Raw genomic sequence first — 18,323 nt, 5'->3', positions numbered from 1 at the left:
GGCGGGCCATCCACGGCCGCGCTGGGCGGGTTTTCGATGAGACCGGTACGAGACCACTGAGGACGCGCTCCTTCCGTGAGGGCGTGTCCTCGGAATCACCGCTCGGCCGCCCGTCGGGCGTCGCTGCGGTCCTCAACACACGCCCTTGGCGAACTGCGCGGCGAATCTAGCCGCACAGCCGGGAAGGAATCACGAACCGGGCGCGACACGACAGTCGGCCGAAACGTGCCGACCCCGCCGAACGACGCAGGTCATCGGCGGGGTCAGGGGGTTCTCACGGGGTCTTCGGCGTCACCCGTACGAACGACGTTGCACGTGGCCTGTGATGACGCGCGTGCTGTCGGAGCAGTGAGTCTGCGTTCGTGTCAGCCGATCCGCACGCCGAACTGGAACGGCATGTTGTTGACCGACTCGTAGCGCACTCCGGCGCCCGGCTTCGGGGCGTGCAGGACCTGGCCGTTGCCGGCGTAGAAGCCGACGTGGTGCTGGTCGCCGTAGAAGATGATCAGGTCGCCCGGGGCGAGTTCGCCACGGCCGACCTGGGTTCCGGCGTTGGCCTGTGCCTGGGAGGTGCGGGGAAGGGAGACACCCGCCTGGTTGTACGCCCAGGAAGTGAGACCGGAGCAGTCGAAGGAGCTGGGACCGGTCGCGCCCCACACGTAGGGCGAACCTATCTTGCTCTTCGCCGCGGAGAGCGCGGCGGCGGCACGCTGCGAAGCGGATGCGTCGCTGCCGAGGTCGACACGGGACGCGGAGGCGCGGTCCGCGCGCGCCTGCTGCGCGGCGAGCTTGGCGCGGTCCTTCGCAGTCAGCGAGTTGAGGAGCGAGCGCGCCTCGGACAGCTTGTCCTGGATCTTCTTCTTCTTCTCGCCGAGCTCCTTACGGGTGTCGGCGAGGTCCTCGAGCTTGTCCGCGGCTTCCTTGCGCTGCTGCGCCAGGTTGCGCTGCTTGCTCTGGATCTTCTTCAGCGCCTCGGCCTGCTTGGTGCTCAACTGGTCGAGCGTGGAGGCCTTCTCGAGGTAGCTGTCCGGGTCCGAGGAGAGGAAGAGCTGCACGGACGGGTCCACACCGCCGGTGCGGTACTGCGCGGTGGCCATCGAACCGAGGCCGTTGCGCATGTCGTTGAGGTCGTCCTGCCCGCGCGCCACGCTGTCCTGCAGGTTGCCCACCTGCTTTTCCAGCTTCTTCTGCTTCTCCTTGGCGCCGTTGTACTTCTCCGTTGCCCCTTCGGCGTCCTCGTAGAGCTTGTCGACCTTCTCCTTGACCTCCTTCTTGGAAGCCTTGGGTTCGGCCTGAGCCGCCTGAGAAGTGAGTGCGACGGCCGCCGCGGCGGTCGCCGTGAGCACGGTCACGCGGCGGGTGCGGCTGGGCTGCTTGGGACGACGGTGGGACGCCACTTGGGCGAGCTCCTTCTTCCTCAGCCGCCTGCCGGACTGACACTCCGGCTCCACTTCGCCTGGGCGGGCTCCGTGGAACGAGGCGGTCCTCCGCTGCCGCCCCGGGTGGACGGCCAAACTCGCAGAGGTTCGGGGCCAGACATTAGCCACGCGTAATCGTTCGATCAAATCCCTCTGGAAAAAAACTTGTCACACGAGAGGATTCTTTACTCGCTTCACACTGGGAGCAATGGTCGCGTCACGCAGTGGTGCGAACGGGACCCTTCTGCGCGATCGTTGAGTCCCGTCACCCGCTGCACCCCTGGCCACGAAGGCCGCGTAACGGACCGGGAGTCGTGATCGCGTCCGGGACGCGCCCGGGACGACTCCGGGAGAAATCACCCTTCTTCGCGCGTCCTCGGGGCGCTCCCGCCACACAGAGGAGTCAACTCCTCTGTGACGGAGGACACCTGGCACCCGGCACGGCCCCGCGGAGAGGCCGAGGCCCCTTTGCACCCGGCTTGCCCCGGTCGCCACAACGGTGCCCGCACGAGTGTCACCGAAGGTCCGGGCGTGCCCTATCACCCCTGCGCACGAGGGGAGCTGACGTACAGGAAGCGCCCGGAGACCCCAACGCCCGTGCGCACAGCCCGGGAAGAGGAGATCACCTGACGGGCGCAGCCCTCGGCACCATCAGCAGGAAGCAGGAAGCAGGAAGCCGGACGAACGGCGAGATCCCCTACGTACGTCCGAGGCGGCGCAGAAGGAGAGTCGAGGCGACTGGGCGGGCACCGGCCGCCGCACAGCCGTCCGCCACTTCACGGTCCGAGGAGACGACCACGACCGGCCGGCCCTCCGGCTCCGCCCGAACGAGCCGGCGGATGAGTTCGTCGGCCGTCTGACCCGGCTTGCTGAACAGGACGCGCACTCCGCGCGGCGGGGCCAGCAGCACCGGCGCCGCGAGCTCGGCCCCGTCGAAGACGCAGGTGACCTCTGCACCGGACTGCGCCGCCAGCCCGGCGAGCCCGCCCAGCAGCCGCAGCCGCTGCTTGTCCAACGGCATCGTCGGATAACCGGTCTTGGTGACGTTGTAGCCGTCGACGACCAGGTGCGACTGGGGCAAGGAGAGGAGCTGGTCGAGCAGTTCGGGATCTGTCTCCGAGAGCGCACGGGCCGCGATGTCCCGCGGAGTCATGCTCCCCGGCTCCACGGCGTCGACCGTCTCGGCAGGCCGGCTCGTCGTGGGCGGCAGCGCCAACTCCCTGCGCAGGCCCTGCGCCGCGTCCAGCACCGTGTCCAACAGCAGCCGCACACGCATGTCCTCGACGCTGCGGCCCTCACGTGCCGCACGGCGCCCCGCCTCCAGCGCCGACTCGGCCTCGGCGAGCCGGGCGCGCAACCGCCTGCTCTCGCTGTCGGCCGACGTCCTCTCCGCCGCGGCGGAGGAGCGCAGCGCCTCCAGGTCCGAGCGGAGCTTCCGCGTCTCGGCCTCACCGCGCTTCACATCGCTCTGCGCGCTGCGCAACTTGCGCTGTGTTGACTCGAGTTCCTTACGGACGGCCTCCAACTCGCCGCGGCCGCGCTCGGTCTCGGTCCGTACGGCTGTCCGCGCTGCGGCGAGTTCGCTGCGGAGCCTGGCCAGTTCGCGCTGCGCCTCCTCGCCTGCCTGCTCGGCCTGGGCGCGCTGGGCCTCCTCACCGGCGGCGGCGACGAGCTTGTGCCAGTCGACGGGGCGCAGCACGTAGGCGACGGCCGCCACGTCGACGGGGTCCGCTGCGGGCGGCGGCGTGCCCGAGGTGAGCGCCTCGGTCAGCTCCGGCAGGCGTTCGCGCAGCTGCTCGGCGATGCGCTCCCGGAAGGCCCCATCGCCCTCCAGGGAGGCGGCCATCGCGTTCGCACCGAACTTGGTGCGGCGTTGCGGGGTGAAGCGTGCGTACTGGCGCAGCGGTGCCGGGAGCTCGTTGACGGTCAGCCCTCCGAGCGCTTCCCCGGTGAGGGCCACGACTCGGCGGCGGACCTTCTCGGGGAGCGGCCTCTCGAACCCTTCGGCATCGGCCCCGCCCTGGCTCCGGCTCTGGCCGTGTCCTTCACCGTGGCCGTGGCTCTGTCCTTGGCCGTGTCCCTGGCCCTGCTCCGGCGCACGCCCGGCCTCCGCCGGGCCTCGCGGGGACTCCGGACGGTCCGGTGAGGCTGCGTGCGACGTCGACGGCTCACGCTCCTCGCCGTCGCCCGTCCCTTGCACCACGGTTCACACCCGCCGTTTCTCAGACCTCTGCGCCCGGCCGGTCCACGAGCTCGACCTGGTCGGCGGCGTCGCACCATCGGCAGCGCACGGATTCGATGCTCTCACTGAGCACCTCCTGCTCCTCGATCCTCGCCTCACCCGCCAGGTCCAGATGGACGAACTCGACGACCTTGCTGGAGCGCGTCACATCGAAGCGCGTCAGGTTGCCGCAGAGCGTGCAGCGCCACCGGGTGCCGGACGTGGGCGTGGGGACCGTCATGGTCTCGACCTCATTCCTTCGAGCGTTCACGGGCTTCTGCGCGGTGCAGGCGTGGACGCGTGCGGTAACCGGGCGGAAGCGCAGCAGCGCATGCCGTAACCCTAAGACCTGCCGCGCGACACGTGTGTCGAGGAGTCTGCCCCGTGGCCGAGCCGTCATGATCCGCCTCATGCCGAAGCGCCCTGTGCTGACCTGTTCGCTCATCCTCCTCTGCTTTCTGATCTTCCTCATCAGCCCGGCCTCCGGCTTCATGCCCACCTACGGCACCGGCACCGCCCTGCACCGCGCGCAGACGGAGTGGTTCCAGCGCTGGGGCGTGCTCCCGTACACGATGTGGGACGGAGCGGTACGGCCCCTCTTCTCCCCTCTCACCGCACTTTTCCTGCACGCGAACTGGCTTCATCTCCTCGGCAACATGCTCTTCCTCTACGTCTTCGGAGCCCCTGTCGAGCGCCGCATGGGCCGGGTGCGCTTCGCCCTGTGCTACGTGAGCGTCGGCTACATCGCCATGCTCTGCTACGCGGTGGTGCACCACCACTCGACGCAGACCCTCGTCGGGGCCTCCGGCGCCGTCTCCGGGATGCTGGGTGCCTTCCTCTATCTCTATCCGCGCGCCAGGGTCACCAGCGTCTTCCCGTTCCTCTTCTTCCTGCCCCTGCGCTTCCCCGCGTGGCTCGTTCTGCTGTTCTGGCTCGCGCTTCAGTGGGTCGCGGCACGCCAGGAGACCGACGGGCCGGGCGTGGCCTACCTGGCCCACGTGGTCGGATTCACGCTGGGCTTCCTCTACGCATGGCTGCGATTCCGTGCGGCTACAGTGGGCACGCCCGCTCCGGCGACCCAGGGAGAGCTCACACCGTGATCACCTCGATCGTGCTCATCAAGACCAGCACCGACCGCATTCCCGAGATCGCCGAGCAGATCGCCGCGCTGGACAGCGTCAGCGAGGTCTATTCGGTCACCGGTGCGCACGATCTGATCGCGATGGTGCGCGTGGTGGACCACGACGACCTCGCCGACGTGATTCCGGGCCGGATCAGCAAGGTGCCGGGGGTGCTCTCGACCGAGACGCACATCGCTTTCCGCACCTACTCCCAGCACGACCTGGAGTCGGCCTTCGCCATCGGCCTGGACGCCTGACGGCCGACGGGCGCCCGGTCACCGGCAGGAACGACCCCCGTACGACCCGATTCGCGCCCTGACGCTTCAGCGGGCCAACGCGACCTCTTCGCGGGCTCCTTCACCGGCCTCTTCGCGGACCGCGTGCGTGCCCTCGCCCCCGGCCGGCTCCCGGCCCTGGGTCTGCTCGCGCTCCGGCACGCAGCGCCCGTCCTCCGTGCGGTAGCGCCAGCGGGCCCCGTTGCGTACCAGTTCGCGCACCGCCCGTACGAACCGCTCCACATGCTCGTCGGGTGTGCCCGCACCGATGCTCACCCGCACCGCGTTCAGGGACTTCGCTCCGGAACCGGACCCGCCGCCCGCACCGGCCGGCGCCCCGCAGCCGCCTGGCTCCTCAGGCCCGGCACCGAGCAGTGTCCGCACCAGCGGGTGAGCGCAGAACAGTCCGTCGCGGACACCGATCCCGTACTCCGCGGAGAGCGCGGCGGCCAGGTGCGAGCTGTTCCAGCCGTCGACCACGAAAGAGATCACTCCCACCCTGCCCTCGGCCGGGTCGTCGCCGCACTCGTCGAAGAGTGAGAGCACGCCGACCTCCGGCAGCTGGGCCAGCCCCGTCAGCAGCCTGCGCGTCAACTTCCGCTCACGGGCGATCAGTTCGTCGAAGCCGGCATCCGACAGCGCACGGCAGGCGGAGGCCACGGCGTACGCGCCGATCACGTTCGGGGAACCGGCCTCGTGCCGGGCGGACCCGCTGCGCCACTCCACCTCCACGCCTCCGTCCGCGCGCCTGGCGACCTTGCCGCTGGCTCCGCCGCCGGCCAGGTACGGCTCCGCCGCCTGCAGCCAGTCGGAGCGCCCAGCCAGCACGCCGGCGCCGAAGGGCGCGTACAGCTTGTGCCCGGAGAAGGCCACCCAGTCCACGTCCAGTTCGCCGATGTGGACGGGATGGTGCGGGGCTAGCTGCGCCGCGTCGAGGACGATGCGGGCGCCGTGCCGGTGCGCCGCCTCAGCCAGCCGCTGTACGGGCCAGATCTCACCCGTGACGTTCGAAGCCCCCGTCACGCACACCAGCTTGGGCCCCTTCGGTGCCACGTGCAGTGCCTCGTCCAGCGCGGCGACGGCCTGCTCCGGGGAGCGCGGCGCGTCGAGGAAGGTGGTCTCGCTCTCCAGCCACGGCAGCAGCGCCGCGTGGTGCTCGGTCTCGAAGACGTAGACGCGTGTGCCCTCGGGCAGGGCGGAGGCAAGCAGATTCAGCGAGTCCGTCGTGGACCGGGTGAAGACGACCTCGTCCTCGTCGCGACAGCCGAGGAAGCGCGCCACGGTTGCCCGACTCTCCTCGAAAAGGGCGGTCGAGTGCTGGGAGAGGTAGCCGGCGCCCCTGTGGACGCTGCCGTAGTAGGGGGCGTAGGCGGCCACTTCGTCCCATACGCGCTGGAGGACGGGCGCGCTGGCGGCGTAGTCCAGGGCCGCGTAGGGGGCTTCGCCACCCGTCACGAGCGGTGCGCGCACGTCGAGGCCCAGCACGGGCAGCGGGGCGGAACCGGACGGAGCGGCGGAGCGGAAGGCGGCGGACGCGACGTGCAGACTCACGGGAGTCTCCCTCAAGACCAGGGACCCCTGGCGATGAAGCCTCCCCGCCGAAGGCAGGGGTGTGGGATCCGTGCTTGCCGCACGACCCTGCTGTCATGCGGCCCGGTCATCACCCGGGGCACCCCACCACGGAAGGAGGGTTGCCGGACAGCGGGCCGGGGCCTTGATCGCTGTCACTCGTGACCTGGCCGGAAGTATGGCACAACGCTCAGGAGGTTCCATCCCGCCGTCCGCATCGCGGACAGCGCCGCCGGCCACCAGGGCAGGTGACCGACGGCGCCTGTACGACGGGGACTTCGCCCGGCCTCACACGTGGCTGGCGGAGACCCAGCGGTCGAGTGCGGCACGGGCGGCACCGCTGTCCACGGACTCGGCGGCCCTCGCCATCGCCAGTTGGACCTGCTCGGCGAGCGGTGCGTCACCCGGTTCGAGGGCGACCAGAGCCGCCGCCGAGTTGAGGAGGACGGCATCGCGCACGGGGCCCTTCTCTCCGTCCAACAGCCGCCGGGCGACATCCGCGTTGTAGGCGGCGTCGGCACCGCGCAGCGCCTCCACCGGCACGATCTCCAGGCCGACGTCGCGCGGGTCGAAGGACTCCTTGCGGACCGTGCCGTCGCGCACGACCCAGACCGTGGACGTGGCCGTCGTCGTCAACTCGTCGAGGCCGTCGTCCCCGCGGAAGACGAGCGCCGAGGAACCGCGCTCCGCGAGCACACCCGCCATGATCGGCGCCATGCGCGCGTCCGCGACACCCGTCGCCTGCGACTGCACCCGTGCGGGATTCGTCAGCGGCCCGAGGAAATTGAAGGAGGTGGGGATGCCCAACTCCCGCCGTGCACCGGCCACATGGCGCAGTGACGGGTGGAACTTCACCGCGAAGCAGAAGGTGATTCCCGCCTCGGAGGCGACCTCCGCCACCCGCTGCGGGGTCAACTCGAGATTGACGCCCAGCTTTTCCAGTACGTCCGTCGCCCCGCTGGCGCTCGACGCCGCGCGGTTGCCGTGCTTGACGACCTTCGCTCCGGCGCCCGCCGCCACGATGGCGGACATGGTGGAGATGTTGACCGTCTTCGCGCGGTCGCCGCCCGTACCGACGATGTCCACCGTGGGGCCTGGCACGTCGATCACGTTGGCGTGTGCGTACATCGCCTCGACGAGGCCCGCGATCTCCTCCACGGTCTCGCCCTTGGCGCGCAGCGCCACCGCGAACCCGGCGATCTGGGCGTCGCTCGCCTCACCGCGCATGATGTGGTCCATCGCCCACGCAGTGGCTTCCGCGCTCAGATCCTCACCGGCCAGCAGCGAGCTCAGTACGTCGGGCCAGGTGCGGAGACCCCCGGCGGGAGAGCCGGCAGACGGAACGGCACTCATGATCCCTCCTGGGGTGCTCGAAGCGACAGGAAACGCACGGCCACACCGACGACGAACCGTGCCGACGGCGGCGTGAAACACCGGCCGCAGCATTGTGGACGCGGATGTGGGAACGGGCCCGCCTGGATCTCCGAGCCCGATCCCACCCTAGAGCACGCACCGCCTGCGACGTGCACACACGAGGGCCGGGCCCCCCGAAGGGAAGCCCGGCCCAGGTGTGAAGCGGCTCAGTGGTGGCCGTGGCCGCTGGTGATCTCGCGGTACTCCTCGGCGGTGGGCTTCGGAATCTGCGCCTGCTCGCCGTAGTAGCCCTTCGAGAGCCTGGCCCGCAGCTTGTTGCTGCGGCCGACCTTGCGCTGGACTCCGTTCTCGTCCGTCTCGGGACCGACCTCGTACGGCTTGTTCTGGTCGTGCGAGGTGAGCGTGTGCAGCTGCTCCTGCGAGAGTTGCTCGTGCACTTCGATGAACTCGCCGTGCGGCAGGCGCTTGATGATGCCGGACTCGCGTCCGTGCAGCACCTTGTCCTTGTCGCGGCGCTGGAGGCCGAGACAGATCCGCCGCGTCGCGAAGAAGACGATGACGGGCACGACGAAGAAGGCGATCCGCACGAACCACGTGATCGAGTTGATCGACAGGTCGAAGTGCGTGGCCACCAGGTCGTTGCCGCCGCCGATCAGCATCACCGTGTACCAGGCGATCCAGGCCGCCCCGAAGGCCGTACGGGTCGGGGCGTTCCGCGGGCGGTCGGCGATGTGGTGCTCACGCTTGTCGCCCGTCACCCACGACTCGATGAACGGATAGACCGCGATCGCCGCCAGCACCATCGGGAAGACCATGAGCGGGATGAACACGCCCAGCACGAGCGTGTGCCCCCACAGGTGGATCTCCCAGCCCGGCATGATGCGGATCAGACCCTCGGAGAAGCCCATGTACCAGTCGGGCTGCGCGTTGGTCGACACCTGGTCCGGACGGTAGGGGCCCAGCGCCCAGATCGGGTTGACCGTGAAGGTCGCCGCGATGACGGAGATGACACCGAAGACGAGGAAGAAGAAACCGCCCGCCTTGGCCATGTAGACCGGCAGCAGCGGCATGCCGACCACGTTCTTGTTCGTACGGCCGGGCCCGGCGAACTGCGTGTGCTTGTGGTAGAAGACCAGGATCAGGTGCGCCACCAGCAGGCCCAGCATGATGCCGGGCAGCAGCAGTACGTGCACGGAGAAGAACCGCGCCACGAAGTCGTGCCCCGGGAACTCCCCGCCGAAGAGGAACATCGACAGGTACGTGCCCACGATCGGCACGGACAGCATCGCGCCTTCCATGAACCGGACACCGGTGCCCGAGAGCAGGTCGTCCGGCAGCGAGTAGCCCGTGAAGCCGGTGAACATGCCGAGCACGAACAGCAGGAAGCCGAACAGCCAGTTGATCTCGCGCGGCTTGCGGAAGGCGCCGGTGAAGAAGACGCGCATCATGTGCACGAACATCGCACCAAGGAAGATCAGCGCCGCCCAGTGGTGGATCTGCCGCACCAGCAGGCCGCCGCGGACGTCGAAGCTGATGTCGAGGGTGGAGGCGAAGGCCTCCGACATCCGCACGCCCTGCATCGGCACGTAACTGCCGTGGTACTCCACCTCGTTCATCGACGGGTGGAAGAACAGCGTCAGATAGACACCCGTCAGGATGATGATGATGAAACTGTAGAGCGCGACCTCGCCCAGCATGAAGGACCAGTGGTCCGGGAAGATCTTGCGCATGTTGGCCTTGGCCAGGCTGTAGATGCCCAGCCGGCCGTCGGCCCAGTCGGCCACCCGCTCGCCTGCGGGTGCCTTCCGCCCGGCGGCGGTGCTCTCGCTGCTTGCTGTACTCATGCTCGACGCTCCCAGTAGGCCGGGCCCACGGGTTCTTCGAAGTCGCCCTGCGCTTCGAGGAATCCGTCGTTGTTGACGCTGATCTTCAACTGCGGCAGCGCGTGACCGGCCGGACCGAAGATCACTCGCGCACCGTCCGACAGGTCGAATGTCGACTGGTGGCACGGGCAGAGCACATGGTGCGTCTGCTGCTCGTAGAGGCTGACGGGACAGCCGACGTGGGTGCAGATCTTGGAGTAGGCCACGATCCCCTCGTGGGACCAGTCCAACTCGCGCTTGTCCTTGATGTCCTCGGGCTCGAGCCGTACGAGCATCAGGGCCGCCTTGGCGATCTCCCTCTGGAACTCCTCGTCGTGCTCTTCCAGTCCCTCGGGCATCGCGAAGGTCAGTGACCCGACGCTGATGTCCTCGGGACGCAGCGGTTCCTGGGTGTTCTCGTTGACCAGAAGTTTACCCTTGGACCAGAGCGTGTGCTCCAGCTTGTCCTCGGGGAGCGGGCCCAGGTCGCGCAGCAGCACGACACCGGAGAGCGGCACCAGCGAGAGCGCGCCGAACATGGTCCGGCGGATGAGCGGACGACGGCCGAGCGCGGACTCCTTGGCGCCCTCCCGGAAGTCGTCCATGACCTTCGTACGGGTCTCCTGGTCCGCGGCCACCGGGTGCCGGTCGTCGGCCAGTTCGTGGTCCGACATCAGGGTGCGTGCCCAGTGGACGGCGCCCGCGCCGATGCAGAACAGGGCGACGCCGAGCGTCGTGCCCAGCGCGAAGTTCAGCGCGCCGATCTTCCCGATCGGCCAGATGTAGACGAACTTGTCCACCGGGACGACCACGAAGCTGGCGATGAAGCCCAGCGTCGCGAGCATCGAGACCACGAAGAGCATGGCCACGACGCGCTCGGAGCGCTTGGCCGCCCGCTCGTCGACGTCCTGGATGCGCGGCTCGTGCGGCGGCAGTCCCGGGTCGGCGAACGGACTGTCGGTGCCGGCTACGGCACCGTGACCGTTTTCCTGCTCTTTGGGCAGCTTCTCGTCTGACACGTTCTCGTGTGATCCAGTCTCGCTCATGACTTCTTGGCCTTTGCGGTCCGAGCTGCGACCCAGATGGCGACGATGATGAGCGCGCCGAGGCCGAAGATCCAGGCGAACAGGCCCTCGACGACCGGGCCCAGACCGCCCAGCTTGTAGCCGCCGGGGTTCTCGGCGTCCTTGCTGTTCACCGTCTTCAGGTAAGCGGCGATGTCGCGCTTGTCCTGCTCCGGCATCACCTTGTCGGGGAAGGACGGCATGTTCTGCGGGCCGGTCTGCATGGCTTCGTAGACGTGCTTGGGGTCCACGTCGCCGAGCCCCGGTGCGTACTTGCCGTGCGTGAGAGCGCCGCCCTCACCCGTGAAGTTGTGGCACTGGGCGCAGTTGGTACGGAAGAGCTGACCGCCGTTCGCGATGTCGGCGCCGCTGGGGTCGTACTGGCTCTTGGTGGGCTTGATCGGGCCGGATCCCAGCGAAGCGACGTACGCCGCGAGCTGGTTGATCTCGTCCTCGCTGTAGATCTTCTTCTTCTCGGGCACCTGCGCGCCCGGCTGCTGCGCGGGCATACGGCCGGTGCCGACCTGGAAGTCCACGGCGGCGGAGCCGACGCCCACGAGGCTCGGGCCGTCGCTGCTTCCCTGGCCACCGGTTCCGTGGCAACTGGAACAGCCGACGTCGTAGAGCTTCTTGCCCTCCTCGATGGCGAGGGACTGGCTCGACGCCTGGTCGGCCTTCGCTTCACCTGCGGGGGCGAACGCGGCGTACAGCCCCCCGGTGGCCGCCAGCGCGAAGAGTAGAACGACGAGCGCCGCCAGCGGATGGCGCCGTCGTGCGGAGAGCTTTTTCACGGATTACCCCGGTGTCAGGATCTTCTGCGTCGATGCTTCTGTTTGTGTCTGTCACTGTCCGGTCGTCGGCCGGACCGCCGTCCGATCAGCTACTTGATCAGGTAGATCGTGGCGAAGAGGCCGATCCAGACGACATCGACGAAGTGCCAGTAGTAGGACACGACGATGGCCGCAGTGGCCTGCTGATGGGTGAAGCGCTTGGCCGCGTACGTCCTTCCGAGCAGGAGCAGGAACGCGATCAGACCACCCGTGACGTGCATCCCGTGGAAACCGGTGGTCAGGTAGAACACCGAACCGTAGGGATCCGAGGAGAGCGAGATTCCGTCCTTCTCCACCAGCTCCGTGTACTCGAAGACCTGGCCGCCGATGAAGATCGCGCCCATCACGAAGGTGATGATGAACCAGGACCGGAGCTTCTTCACGTCACCCCGTTCAGCGGCGAAGACGCCGAGCTGACAGGTGAGCGAGGAGAGCACGAGGATCGTGGTGTTCGTCGCCGAGAACGGAATGTTCAGCGCCTCGGCGTGTTCCTTCCAGAAGTCCGCACCCGTCACGGACCGAAGGGTGAAGTACATCGCGAAGAGGGCCGCGAAGAACATCAGCTCGGAACTCAGCCAGATGATGGTTCCGACGCTGGTGAGGTTCGGCCGGTTGACCGACGGGTGCGCGTGCCCGGTTTCTACTGCTGTTGCTGTCGCCACGCCGACATTATGTCGGTCGCTCATCCGGCCCTTACTGCCGGGGTGCCGTTCGGTGTGTCTGTGACGTGTGTACAGCTCAAACAAGCCGTCGCGCAGGCGAGGGCAGCTGTGTTGACGCTTCGGCCGAAGGAGTAACATCCGCGCAGCGGTCCCTGTCGCAAAGGGACCACGCGACAGACCCATCAGGTCCGGCTCGCACCGGACCTCACACGTGGTCGTGCGATCACGTGCGAGACCTTCAGCGGAGGAACCATGCAGCCGACGGCCACGGTGCTGGTCTACAGCGACGACGCCAACACCCGCGAGCAGGTCCGGCTCGCCGCCGGTCGCCGTCCCGCCTCGGACGTGCCCGCCGTCGAGTACGTGGAGTGCGCGACCCTGCCCGCAGTGCTGTCCGCCCTGGAGAATCAGCACATCGACGTCTGCGTGCTGGACGGCGAGACCGCCCCGGCCGGAGGCATGGGCGTGTGCCGGCAGATCAAGGACGAGATCTTCGACTGCCCCCCGGTGCTGCTGCTGATCGGCCGCCCACAGGACTCCTGGCTGGCGTCCTGGAGCCGTGCGGAGGCCGCCGTCTCCCACCCGATCGACCCCGTCGCCCTCGCGGGCGCCCTGGCGGGGCTGCTCCGTGAGGGTGACGGGGCATCGGCGCAGGTCCAGCCTCTCTGAGCGTCCCGGCCGGCTGCTTCCATCCTTTCTTCTCTCCACTCCTCCCCGGGACGCTCAGGCCGTACGGCCGGCCTGGACGTCGTCAGAACTGGGGACGGAGCCTGCTCACCTCGGCGGCCTGGCCACCGCTGTCCTTGGCACCGGACTGCAGCGCGCTGCCTTCCTTCCACTTCGACCAGGACAGGTTCCAGTCGCCGAATCCGTTGCCGAAGGGGGCCATGTCGTCGCCGTCGGAGTTGACGTGCGTGACAGGGACTCCGTTGCGTACGTGCTCGAAGAACCACTGGGCGTTCTCGGTGCTCATGCCCGTACAGCCGTGGCTGGAGTTCGAGACGCCGTGCGAGCCGGAGGACCAGGGCGCTGCGTGCACGTACTCGCCGCTCCAGGTCAGCCGCGTGGCCCAGTGGACGCCCAGGTCGTAGGACTCCCCGCCGCCGATGCCGACGCTGCCGCTGCGCATCCGCACGAACGACTCCCGGCCCAGGATCACCTTCGTGCCGTTGCGGGTCTCGAAGCCCGCCTTGCCCGTGGTGATCGGGATCTCCTTGATGACCTTGCCGTCCTTGCGGACCTTCATGCTCAGGCTTGAGGCGTCGGCGACGGCCTCCAGACGGCTGCCGGTCTTCAGCTTCAACGACTTGCCCTCGTCGCCGTAGAGACCCTTGCGGACCTTGAGACCGTTCAGACGTGACTGGACGCTGATGGTGGAGTGGGCGGGCCAGTACTCCTTCGGGCGGTAGTGCAGCTCCTTGCTGTCCACCCAGTGCCAGGTGCCCTCGACCCGCGGGCTGGAGCGGACGATCAGTGCCCGCTCGACGAGCTTGCGCTGCTCGGCGCTCTTGATCTTGTGGCTCAGCTCGGCGGTGACGGGCTGGGCGACGCCGTACGTACCGGCGTCGGGGCCGAAGGTCACACCGAGCCGCTTGGCGTGGGCCGGCTTGGTCTGGAAGTTCAGCGTCCGGCGGCCTTGCTCGCCCTCGCCGTTCTCGGTGCTGATGCGGACGGTGTAGCGCACGCCCGCTGCCAGGGGTGTCGTGCTCTGCCACTGGCGGCCGTCGTCGGTGAGCTTGCCGCTGAGGAAGCGGCCTGCGGTGTCGACGGCGGTGACGTCGGCTATTCGTCCTTCGCCGCCCGTGCTGGTCACCTTCAGGGGGCGGGAGGGGTCGACGGTGCTCCCCTCCTCGCCCGCGCTCACCGAGATCTGGTTGCTCGCGTCGTACGGGGCGCCCGCGAGCGGGTTGCCGCCGCTGCCTGCACACGAGGTGAGTCCGACAGCCAGGGGCGCGAGGGTCAGGGCACAGCCGGCCGAAATCCGGCGCTTCGTTTTCGAGGAGTGATTCATAGGCCCAAGGTAGGAACTGACAGCGTTCTGGGCCTGTTGGGCGCAGGCAAATGGGTCGGCCCCCGGACGTGGTCCGGGGGCCGACCCGTTTGCAGGCTGGCTGAGGCCTGAGGGACTACTCAGGCCCGAGCGCTACTGGGTGCGATTTTCGCCGTGGTAGTACTCGAAGACCCATCCGAAGAGGCCGACGAAGAGCAGCGGCGCCGAGACGTACACGAGCCACCAGCCGAAGGCGACGCCCAGGAACGCGAACGCGGCACCGAGGCCGAGGGCGAGCGGCTGCCAGCTGTGCGGGCTGAAGAACCCGATCTCGCCGGCGTCGTCCGCGACGTCCGCTTCCTTGTTGTCCTGCGCCCCCGCGTCCACGCGGCGGGCGGTGAACGCCAGGTAGTAGCCGATCATCACGGCGAGACCGAAGGCGAGGAACAGCCCGGTCGTACCGACCGGCTCCTTCGACCAGGAGCCGTAGATGATCGCCGTGGCCAGCAGGAAGACGGCCAGGCCGAGGAACATCTTGCCCTGGATCTTCACTTTCCGTCCTCCTTACCGCCGACGAGCGACCGTGCGCCCGCGGCCTCGTACTCACCCAGCTGATCAAGAGTTGCGATCTCGGGGTGGTGCAGATCGAAGGCCGGGGACTCCGAACGGATGCGCGGCAGCGAGAGGAAGTTGTGCCGCGGGGGCGGGCAGCTCGTCGCCCATTCGAGCGAACGGCCGTAGCCCCACGGATCGTCGGTCTCGACCTTCTTGCCGTGCTTGGCCGTCTTCCAGACGTTGTAGAGGAACGGCAGGACCGACAGGCCCAGCAGGAAGGAGCTGATCGTCGAGACGGTGTTCAGGGCGGTGAAGCCGTCCGCCGCCAGGTAGTCGGCGTAGCGGCGCGGCATGCCCTCGGCACCCAGCCAGTGCTGCACGAGGAAGGTGCCGTGGAAGCCGATGAACAGCGTCCAGAAGGTGATCTTGCCGAGGCGCTCGTCGAGCATCTTCCCGGTGAACTTCGGCCACCAGAAGTGGAATCCGGCGAACATCGCGAAGACGACTGTTCCGAAGACGACGTAGTGGAAGTGCGCCACCACGAAGTACGAGTCGGAGACGTGGAAGTCCATCGGCGGCGAAGCCAGGATGACGCCCGTCAGACCACCGAAGACGAAGGTGATCAGGAATCCGATGGTCCATAGCATCGGCGTCTCGAAGGACAGCGAGCCCTTCCACATGGTGCCGATCCAGTTGAAGAACTTCACGCCCGTCGGCACCGCGATCAGGAAGGTCATGAAGGCGAAGAAGGGCAACAGCACGCCGCCTGTGACGTACATGTGGTGGGCCCAGACCGTCACCGAGAGGCCGGCGATCGCGATGGTCGCGCCGACCAGGCCGATGTAGCCGAACATCGGCTTGCGGCTGAAGACCGGAATGACCTCGGAGACGATGCCGAAGAACGGCAACGCGATGATGTAGACCTCTGGATGGCCGAAGAACCAGAACAGGTGCTGCCATAGCAACGCGCCGCCGTTGGCCGCGTCGAAGACGTGCGCCCCGAACTTCCTGTCGGCCTCCAGCGCGAACAGCGCCGCGGCGAGCACCGGGAAGGCCAGCAGCACGAGCACACCGGTGAGCAGCACGTTCCAGGTGAAGATCGGCATCCGGAACATCGTCATGCCGGGTGCGCGCATGCAGATGATCGTCGTGATGAAGTTGACGGAGCCGAGGATGGTGCCGAAGCCGGAGAGCGCCAGGCCCATGATCCACAGATCCGCGCCGATGCCGGGCGAACGGATCGCATCCGAGAGCGGCGAGTAGGCGAACCAGCCGAAGTCCGCGGCGCCCTGCGGGGTGAGGAATCCACCGACCGCGATGAGCGAACCGAAGAGGTACAGCCAGTACGCCAGCATGTTCAGCCGCGGGAAGGCCACATCGGGCGAACCGATCTGCAGCGGCATGATCCAGTTCGCGAAGCCCGCGAACAGCGGGGTGGCGAACATCAGCAGCATGATCGTGCCGTGCATGGTGAACGCCTGGTTGAACTGCTCGCTCGACATCACCTGCATGCCCGGCCGGGCCAGCTCGGCGCGCATGAACAGAGCCATGACGCCGCCGAGGCAGAAGAAGACGAAGGACGTGACGAAGTACAGCGTCCCGATCTTCTTGTGGTCCGTGGTGGTCATCCAGTCCACGGCCATGGCGCCGGGTGTCTTGGGTCGTACGGGCGGTGCTGCCTCAGCCGTCGCGGCGGCACCCTTGGACTCGTTGAGGATGCTCACGGGTTATTCGTCTCCGCATTCTTGGCGTCGCCCGTGGTGGGCGTGCCCGACGGGATGTAGCCGGTCTGGCCCTTCTTGGCCAGGTCCTCCAGGTGCTTCTGGTAGCGCTCCGGGGAGACGACCTTCACGTTGAAGAGCATCCGGGAGTGGTCGACGCCGCACAGTTCGGCGCACTTGCCCATGAAGGTGCCCTCCTTGTTGGGGGTCACCTCGAAGCGGTTGACATGGCCTGGAATGACGTCCTGCTTCATCAGGAACGGAACCACCCAGAAGGAGTGGATGACGTCGCGGGAGGTCAGGATGAACTGGACCTTCTCGCCCTTGGGCAGCCAGAGGGTCGGCCCCGGGTTGCCGTTCTGGGGGTTCCGCTCGCCGGGGGTGCCCACCGTGTAGACGCCGTCGGCGCCCTTGGGGAAGCTCTCCGTCATCCGGTCGGGGATGGCGGACAGTTCCTTGGCACCGGTGCTGGAGGTGGAGGCCTTGCCGTCCACGTCCTCGATGTAGTTGAAGCCCCAGCTCCACTGGAAGCCCACGACGTTGACCACGTGGGCCGGCTTCTTCGTCGTGGCGAGGAGCTTGGTCTCGTCCCGCGCCGTGAAGTAGAAGAGCACCGCCACGATGATGATCGGGGCGACCGTGTACAAGGCCTCGATGGGCATGTTGTACCGGGTCTGCGGAGGGACGTCGACCTTGGTCCTGGAACGCCGGTGGAAGACGATGCTCCACACGATCAGGCCCCAGACCAGGACGCCCACGGCCAGGGCTGCCGCCCAGGAGCCCTGCCACAGGGAGAGGATCCGCGGAGCCTCGTCCGTGACGGGGGTGGGCATGCCGAGGCGGGGGAAGTCCTTCGAAGTGCAACCGGTGGCGGTCGCCAGAACCAGGCCCGCGGCGAGCGCCTGCTGCAGCTTCCGCCGCATCGGGCGCCGCGACATGGGGGTACCACCCACGCCCGGCGGGCGGTGGGGGAGGTCGGAGCCGTTGGGACTCACGTAGCGCCTTCCCGAGAGTCTCGCCCGCCCATCCGGGCTCGGCCTTTTGCTGGTCGGGCACGGGCCCTGGCGCGGGCAGGGGTTTGGATGTTTATGCGGGGCAAACCTTACTGGACCGTTCTCGGGCTCCTGCGGGGAGGGTCCCCAACGCGCCGCGAGGCCTTGTACAGGCGCGACGGCGCACGGTCGGCGGACGACGGACGAAGGGAAAACGCGGGCAGGCACGGGGAGTGCACGGAGGAGTAGCGGCCCTGTGAGCGGGCGTTGACGTGCCGTCCGCAGCGCGCCGTCCGAGTGCGCCGGCTCGGCACCGCTCCCCCGCTGCGGGCCTGGGCTCAGGCCGCGGTGCTGCGGCCCCGCCCCGCAACTCCCCGCCGGCGACGGCCTGATGACGCCTCGCCCTTCCTCACCTGAGACGGGCCTCATCGGTAGGCGGGCGCCGGGGGCTGCCACGCGGGAAGCAGGGCCCGTCGTACGGCGTCGTAGCGCGTTAGCGTTCCCGTGTGCCCTACTTCGATGCCGCATCCTCCGTGCCCCTGCACCCCGTCGCCCGGCAGGCGTTGGCCGCCGCGCTGGACGAGGGATGGGCGGACCCCTCGCGTCTGCACCGGGAGGGCCGGCGGGCGCGGATGCTGCTGGACGCCGCGCGCGAGACCGCCGCTGAAG

The 18,323-nt window shown here is 68.3% G+C and carries 16 protein-coding genes, 1 pseudogene and 1 riboswitch; of the genes and pseudogenes, 4 read left to right on the top strand and 13 right to left on the bottom strand.

Features of this window, described 5'->3' with window-relative positions; translation table 11 throughout:
* Positions 1-365 precede the first annotated feature (365 nt).
* The 3 genes from H5J26_RS17015 to H5J26_RS17005 all read right to left on the bottom strand — a co-directional run bounded on the left by H5J26_RS17015 (position 366) and on the right by H5J26_RS17005 (position 3,880).
* Positions 366-1,397 (bottom strand): NlpC/P60 family protein, encoded by a 1,032-nt coding sequence (locus tag H5J26_RS17015; protein ID WP_181766717.1) that lies wholly within the window; start codon positions 1,395-1,397, stop codon positions 366-368.
* A gap of 718 nt (positions 1,398-2,115) precedes the next feature.
* Complete coding sequence (locus H5J26_RS17010; protein WP_181766719.1) at positions 2,116-3,378, bottom strand: NYN domain-containing protein; 1,263 nt, start codon at positions 3,376-3,378, stop codon at positions 2,116-2,118.
* Between the two features lie 262 nt (positions 3,379-3,640).
* Positions 3,641-3,880: a hypothetical protein gene (locus H5J26_RS17005; protein ID WP_181766716.1), complete on the bottom strand. Its 240-nt coding sequence runs from the start codon at positions 3,878-3,880 to the stop codon at positions 3,641-3,643.
* A gap of 169 nt (positions 3,881-4,049) precedes the next feature.
* On the opposite strand from H5J26_RS17005, the gene H5J26_RS17000 reads away from it, so the two are divergent.
* Together H5J26_RS17000 and H5J26_RS16995 are read left to right on the top strand one after the other, a co-directional pair.
* Positions 4,050-4,739 carry a rhomboid family intramembrane serine protease gene (locus H5J26_RS17000; protein WP_235980773.1) on the top strand — a complete coding sequence of 230 codons (690 nt, stop codon included), beginning with the start codon at positions 4,050-4,052 and terminating at the stop codon, positions 4,737-4,739.
* Positions 4,736-5,017 (top strand): Lrp/AsnC family transcriptional regulator, encoded by a 282-nt coding sequence (locus tag H5J26_RS16995; RefSeq protein WP_181766714.1) that lies wholly within the window; start codon positions 4,736-4,738, stop codon positions 5,015-5,017. The genes H5J26_RS17000 and H5J26_RS16995 overlap by 4 nt, the downstream gene beginning before the upstream one ends.
* A gap of 66 nt (positions 5,018-5,083) precedes the next feature.
* Here H5J26_RS16995 and H5J26_RS16990 read toward each other — a convergent pair whose 3' ends face one another.
* The 6 genes from H5J26_RS16990 to H5J26_RS16965 all read right to left on the bottom strand — a co-directional run bounded on the left by H5J26_RS16990 (position 5,084) and on the right by H5J26_RS16965 (position 12,420).
* Positions 5,084-6,580 (bottom strand): aminotransferase class V-fold PLP-dependent enzyme, encoded by a 1,497-nt coding sequence (locus tag H5J26_RS16990; RefSeq protein ID WP_181766718.1) that lies wholly within the window; start codon positions 6,578-6,580, stop codon positions 5,084-5,086.
* A gap of 71 nt (positions 6,581-6,651) precedes the next feature.
* Positions 6,652-6,771: riboswitch (SAM riboswitch) on the bottom strand.
* Between the two features lie 121 nt (positions 6,772-6,892).
* Complete coding sequence (gene trpD, locus H5J26_RS16985; protein WP_181766713.1) at positions 6,893-7,957, bottom strand: anthranilate phosphoribosyltransferase; 1,065 nt, start codon at positions 7,955-7,957, stop codon at positions 6,893-6,895.
* 227 nt (positions 7,958-8,184) lie between these two features.
* Positions 8,185-9,822, bottom strand: coding sequence for a cytochrome b (locus tag H5J26_RS16980; RefSeq protein WP_181766712.1), 1,638 nt, complete (start codon positions 9,820-9,822; stop codon positions 8,185-8,187).
* Positions 9,819-10,886, bottom strand: coding sequence for a ubiquinol-cytochrome c reductase iron-sulfur subunit (locus H5J26_RS16975; protein WP_181766711.1), 1,068 nt, complete (start codon positions 10,884-10,886; stop codon positions 9,819-9,821). Before H5J26_RS16975 ends, H5J26_RS16980 begins: the two co-directional genes overlap by 4 nt.
* Complete coding sequence (locus tag H5J26_RS16970) at positions 10,883-11,695, bottom strand: c-type cytochrome (RefSeq protein WP_181766710.1); 813 nt, start codon at positions 11,693-11,695, stop codon at positions 10,883-10,885. The genes H5J26_RS16975 and H5J26_RS16970 overlap by 4 nt, the downstream gene beginning before the upstream one ends.
* A gap of 89 nt (positions 11,696-11,784) precedes the next feature.
* Positions 11,785-12,420 carry a cytochrome c oxidase subunit 3 gene (locus H5J26_RS16965; protein WP_181766709.1) on the bottom strand — a complete coding sequence of 212 codons (636 nt, stop codon included), beginning with the start codon at positions 12,418-12,420 and terminating at the stop codon, positions 11,785-11,787.
* Between the two features lie 228 nt (positions 12,421-12,648).
* Between H5J26_RS16965 and H5J26_RS16960 the strand changes: the two genes are divergently transcribed.
* Positions 12,649-13,065, top strand: coding sequence for a response regulator transcription factor (locus H5J26_RS16960; protein WP_181766708.1), 417 nt, complete (start codon positions 12,649-12,651; stop codon positions 13,063-13,065).
* 82 nt (positions 13,066-13,147) lie between these two features.
* Here H5J26_RS16960 and H5J26_RS16955 read toward each other — a convergent pair whose 3' ends face one another.
* From H5J26_RS16955 to coxB, 4 genes are all read right to left on the bottom strand, one after another.
* On the bottom strand, positions 13,148-14,407 hold the full coding sequence (locus tag H5J26_RS16955; protein WP_181766707.1) for a L,D-transpeptidase: 1,260 nt from the start codon (positions 14,405-14,407) through the stop codon (positions 13,148-13,150).
* Between the two features lie 132 nt (positions 14,408-14,539).
* A complete protein-coding gene (locus tag H5J26_RS16950; RefSeq protein ID WP_181766706.1) occupies positions 14,540-14,938 on the bottom strand; it encodes a cytochrome c oxidase subunit 4 in 399 nt (132 codons plus the stop codon).
* Positions 14,935-16,665, bottom strand: a complete 1,731-nt coding sequence (gene ctaD, locus H5J26_RS16945) for a cytochrome c oxidase subunit I (protein ID WP_181766705.1) — start codon at positions 16,663-16,665, stop codon at positions 14,935-14,937. The genes H5J26_RS16950 and ctaD overlap by 4 nt, the downstream gene beginning before the upstream one ends.
* Complete coding sequence (gene coxB / locus H5J26_RS16940; RefSeq protein WP_419183810.1) at positions 16,662-17,657, bottom strand: cytochrome c oxidase subunit II; 996 nt, start codon at positions 17,655-17,657, stop codon at positions 16,662-16,664. The genes ctaD and coxB overlap by 4 nt, the downstream gene beginning before the upstream one ends.
* Positions 17,658-18,160: 503 nt before the next feature.
* Here coxB and H5J26_RS32290 point away from each other — a divergent pair.
* Positions 18,161-18,323: pseudogene (locus H5J26_RS32290) on the top strand (cysteine desulfurase); the annotation flags it as partial.

Origin of the sequence: Streptomyces albidus (ex Kaewkla and Franco 2022) (genome assembly GCF_013870515.1) — a bacterium.
GTDB classification, from domain to species: domain Bacteria; phylum Actinomycetota; class Actinomycetes; order Streptomycetales; family Streptomycetaceae; genus Streptomyces; species Streptomyces albidus.
The sequence above is the reverse complement of the archived record's forward strand: the minus strand, read 5'-3'. Positions and strand labels throughout refer to the sequence as shown.

Excerpts from the sequence above, each read along its gene's own strand:
- H5J26_RS16980 (WP_181766712.1), bottom strand. The coding sequence starts at position 9,822 with ATGAGTACAGCAAGCAGCGAGAGCACCGCCGCCGGGCGGAAGGCACCC.
- H5J26_RS17005 (WP_181766716.1), bottom strand. The coding sequence starts at position 3,880 with ATGACGGTCCCCACGCCCACGTCCGGCACCCGGTGGCGCTGCACGCTC.
- H5J26_RS16965 (WP_181766709.1), bottom strand. The coding sequence starts at position 12,420 with ATGAGCGACCGACATAATGTCGGCGTGGCGACAGCAACAGCAGTAGAA.
- H5J26_RS17000 (WP_235980773.1), top strand. The coding sequence starts at position 4,050 with ATGCCGAAGCGCCCTGTGCTGACCTGTTCGCTCATCCTCCTCTGCTTT.
- H5J26_RS16975 (WP_181766711.1), bottom strand. The coding sequence starts at position 10,886 with ATGAGCGAGACTGGATCACACGAGAACGTGTCAGACGAGAAGCTGCCC.
- H5J26_RS16960 (WP_181766708.1), top strand. The coding sequence starts at position 12,649 with ATGCAGCCGACGGCCACGGTGCTGGTCTACAGCGACGACGCCAACACC.
- trpD (WP_181766713.1), bottom strand. The coding sequence starts at position 7,957 with ATGAGTGCCGTTCCGTCTGCCGGCTCTCCCGCCGGGGGTCTCCGCACC.
- H5J26_RS16955 (WP_181766707.1), bottom strand. The coding sequence starts at position 14,407 with ATGAATCACTCCTCGAAAACGAAGCGCCGGATTTCGGCCGGCTGTGCC.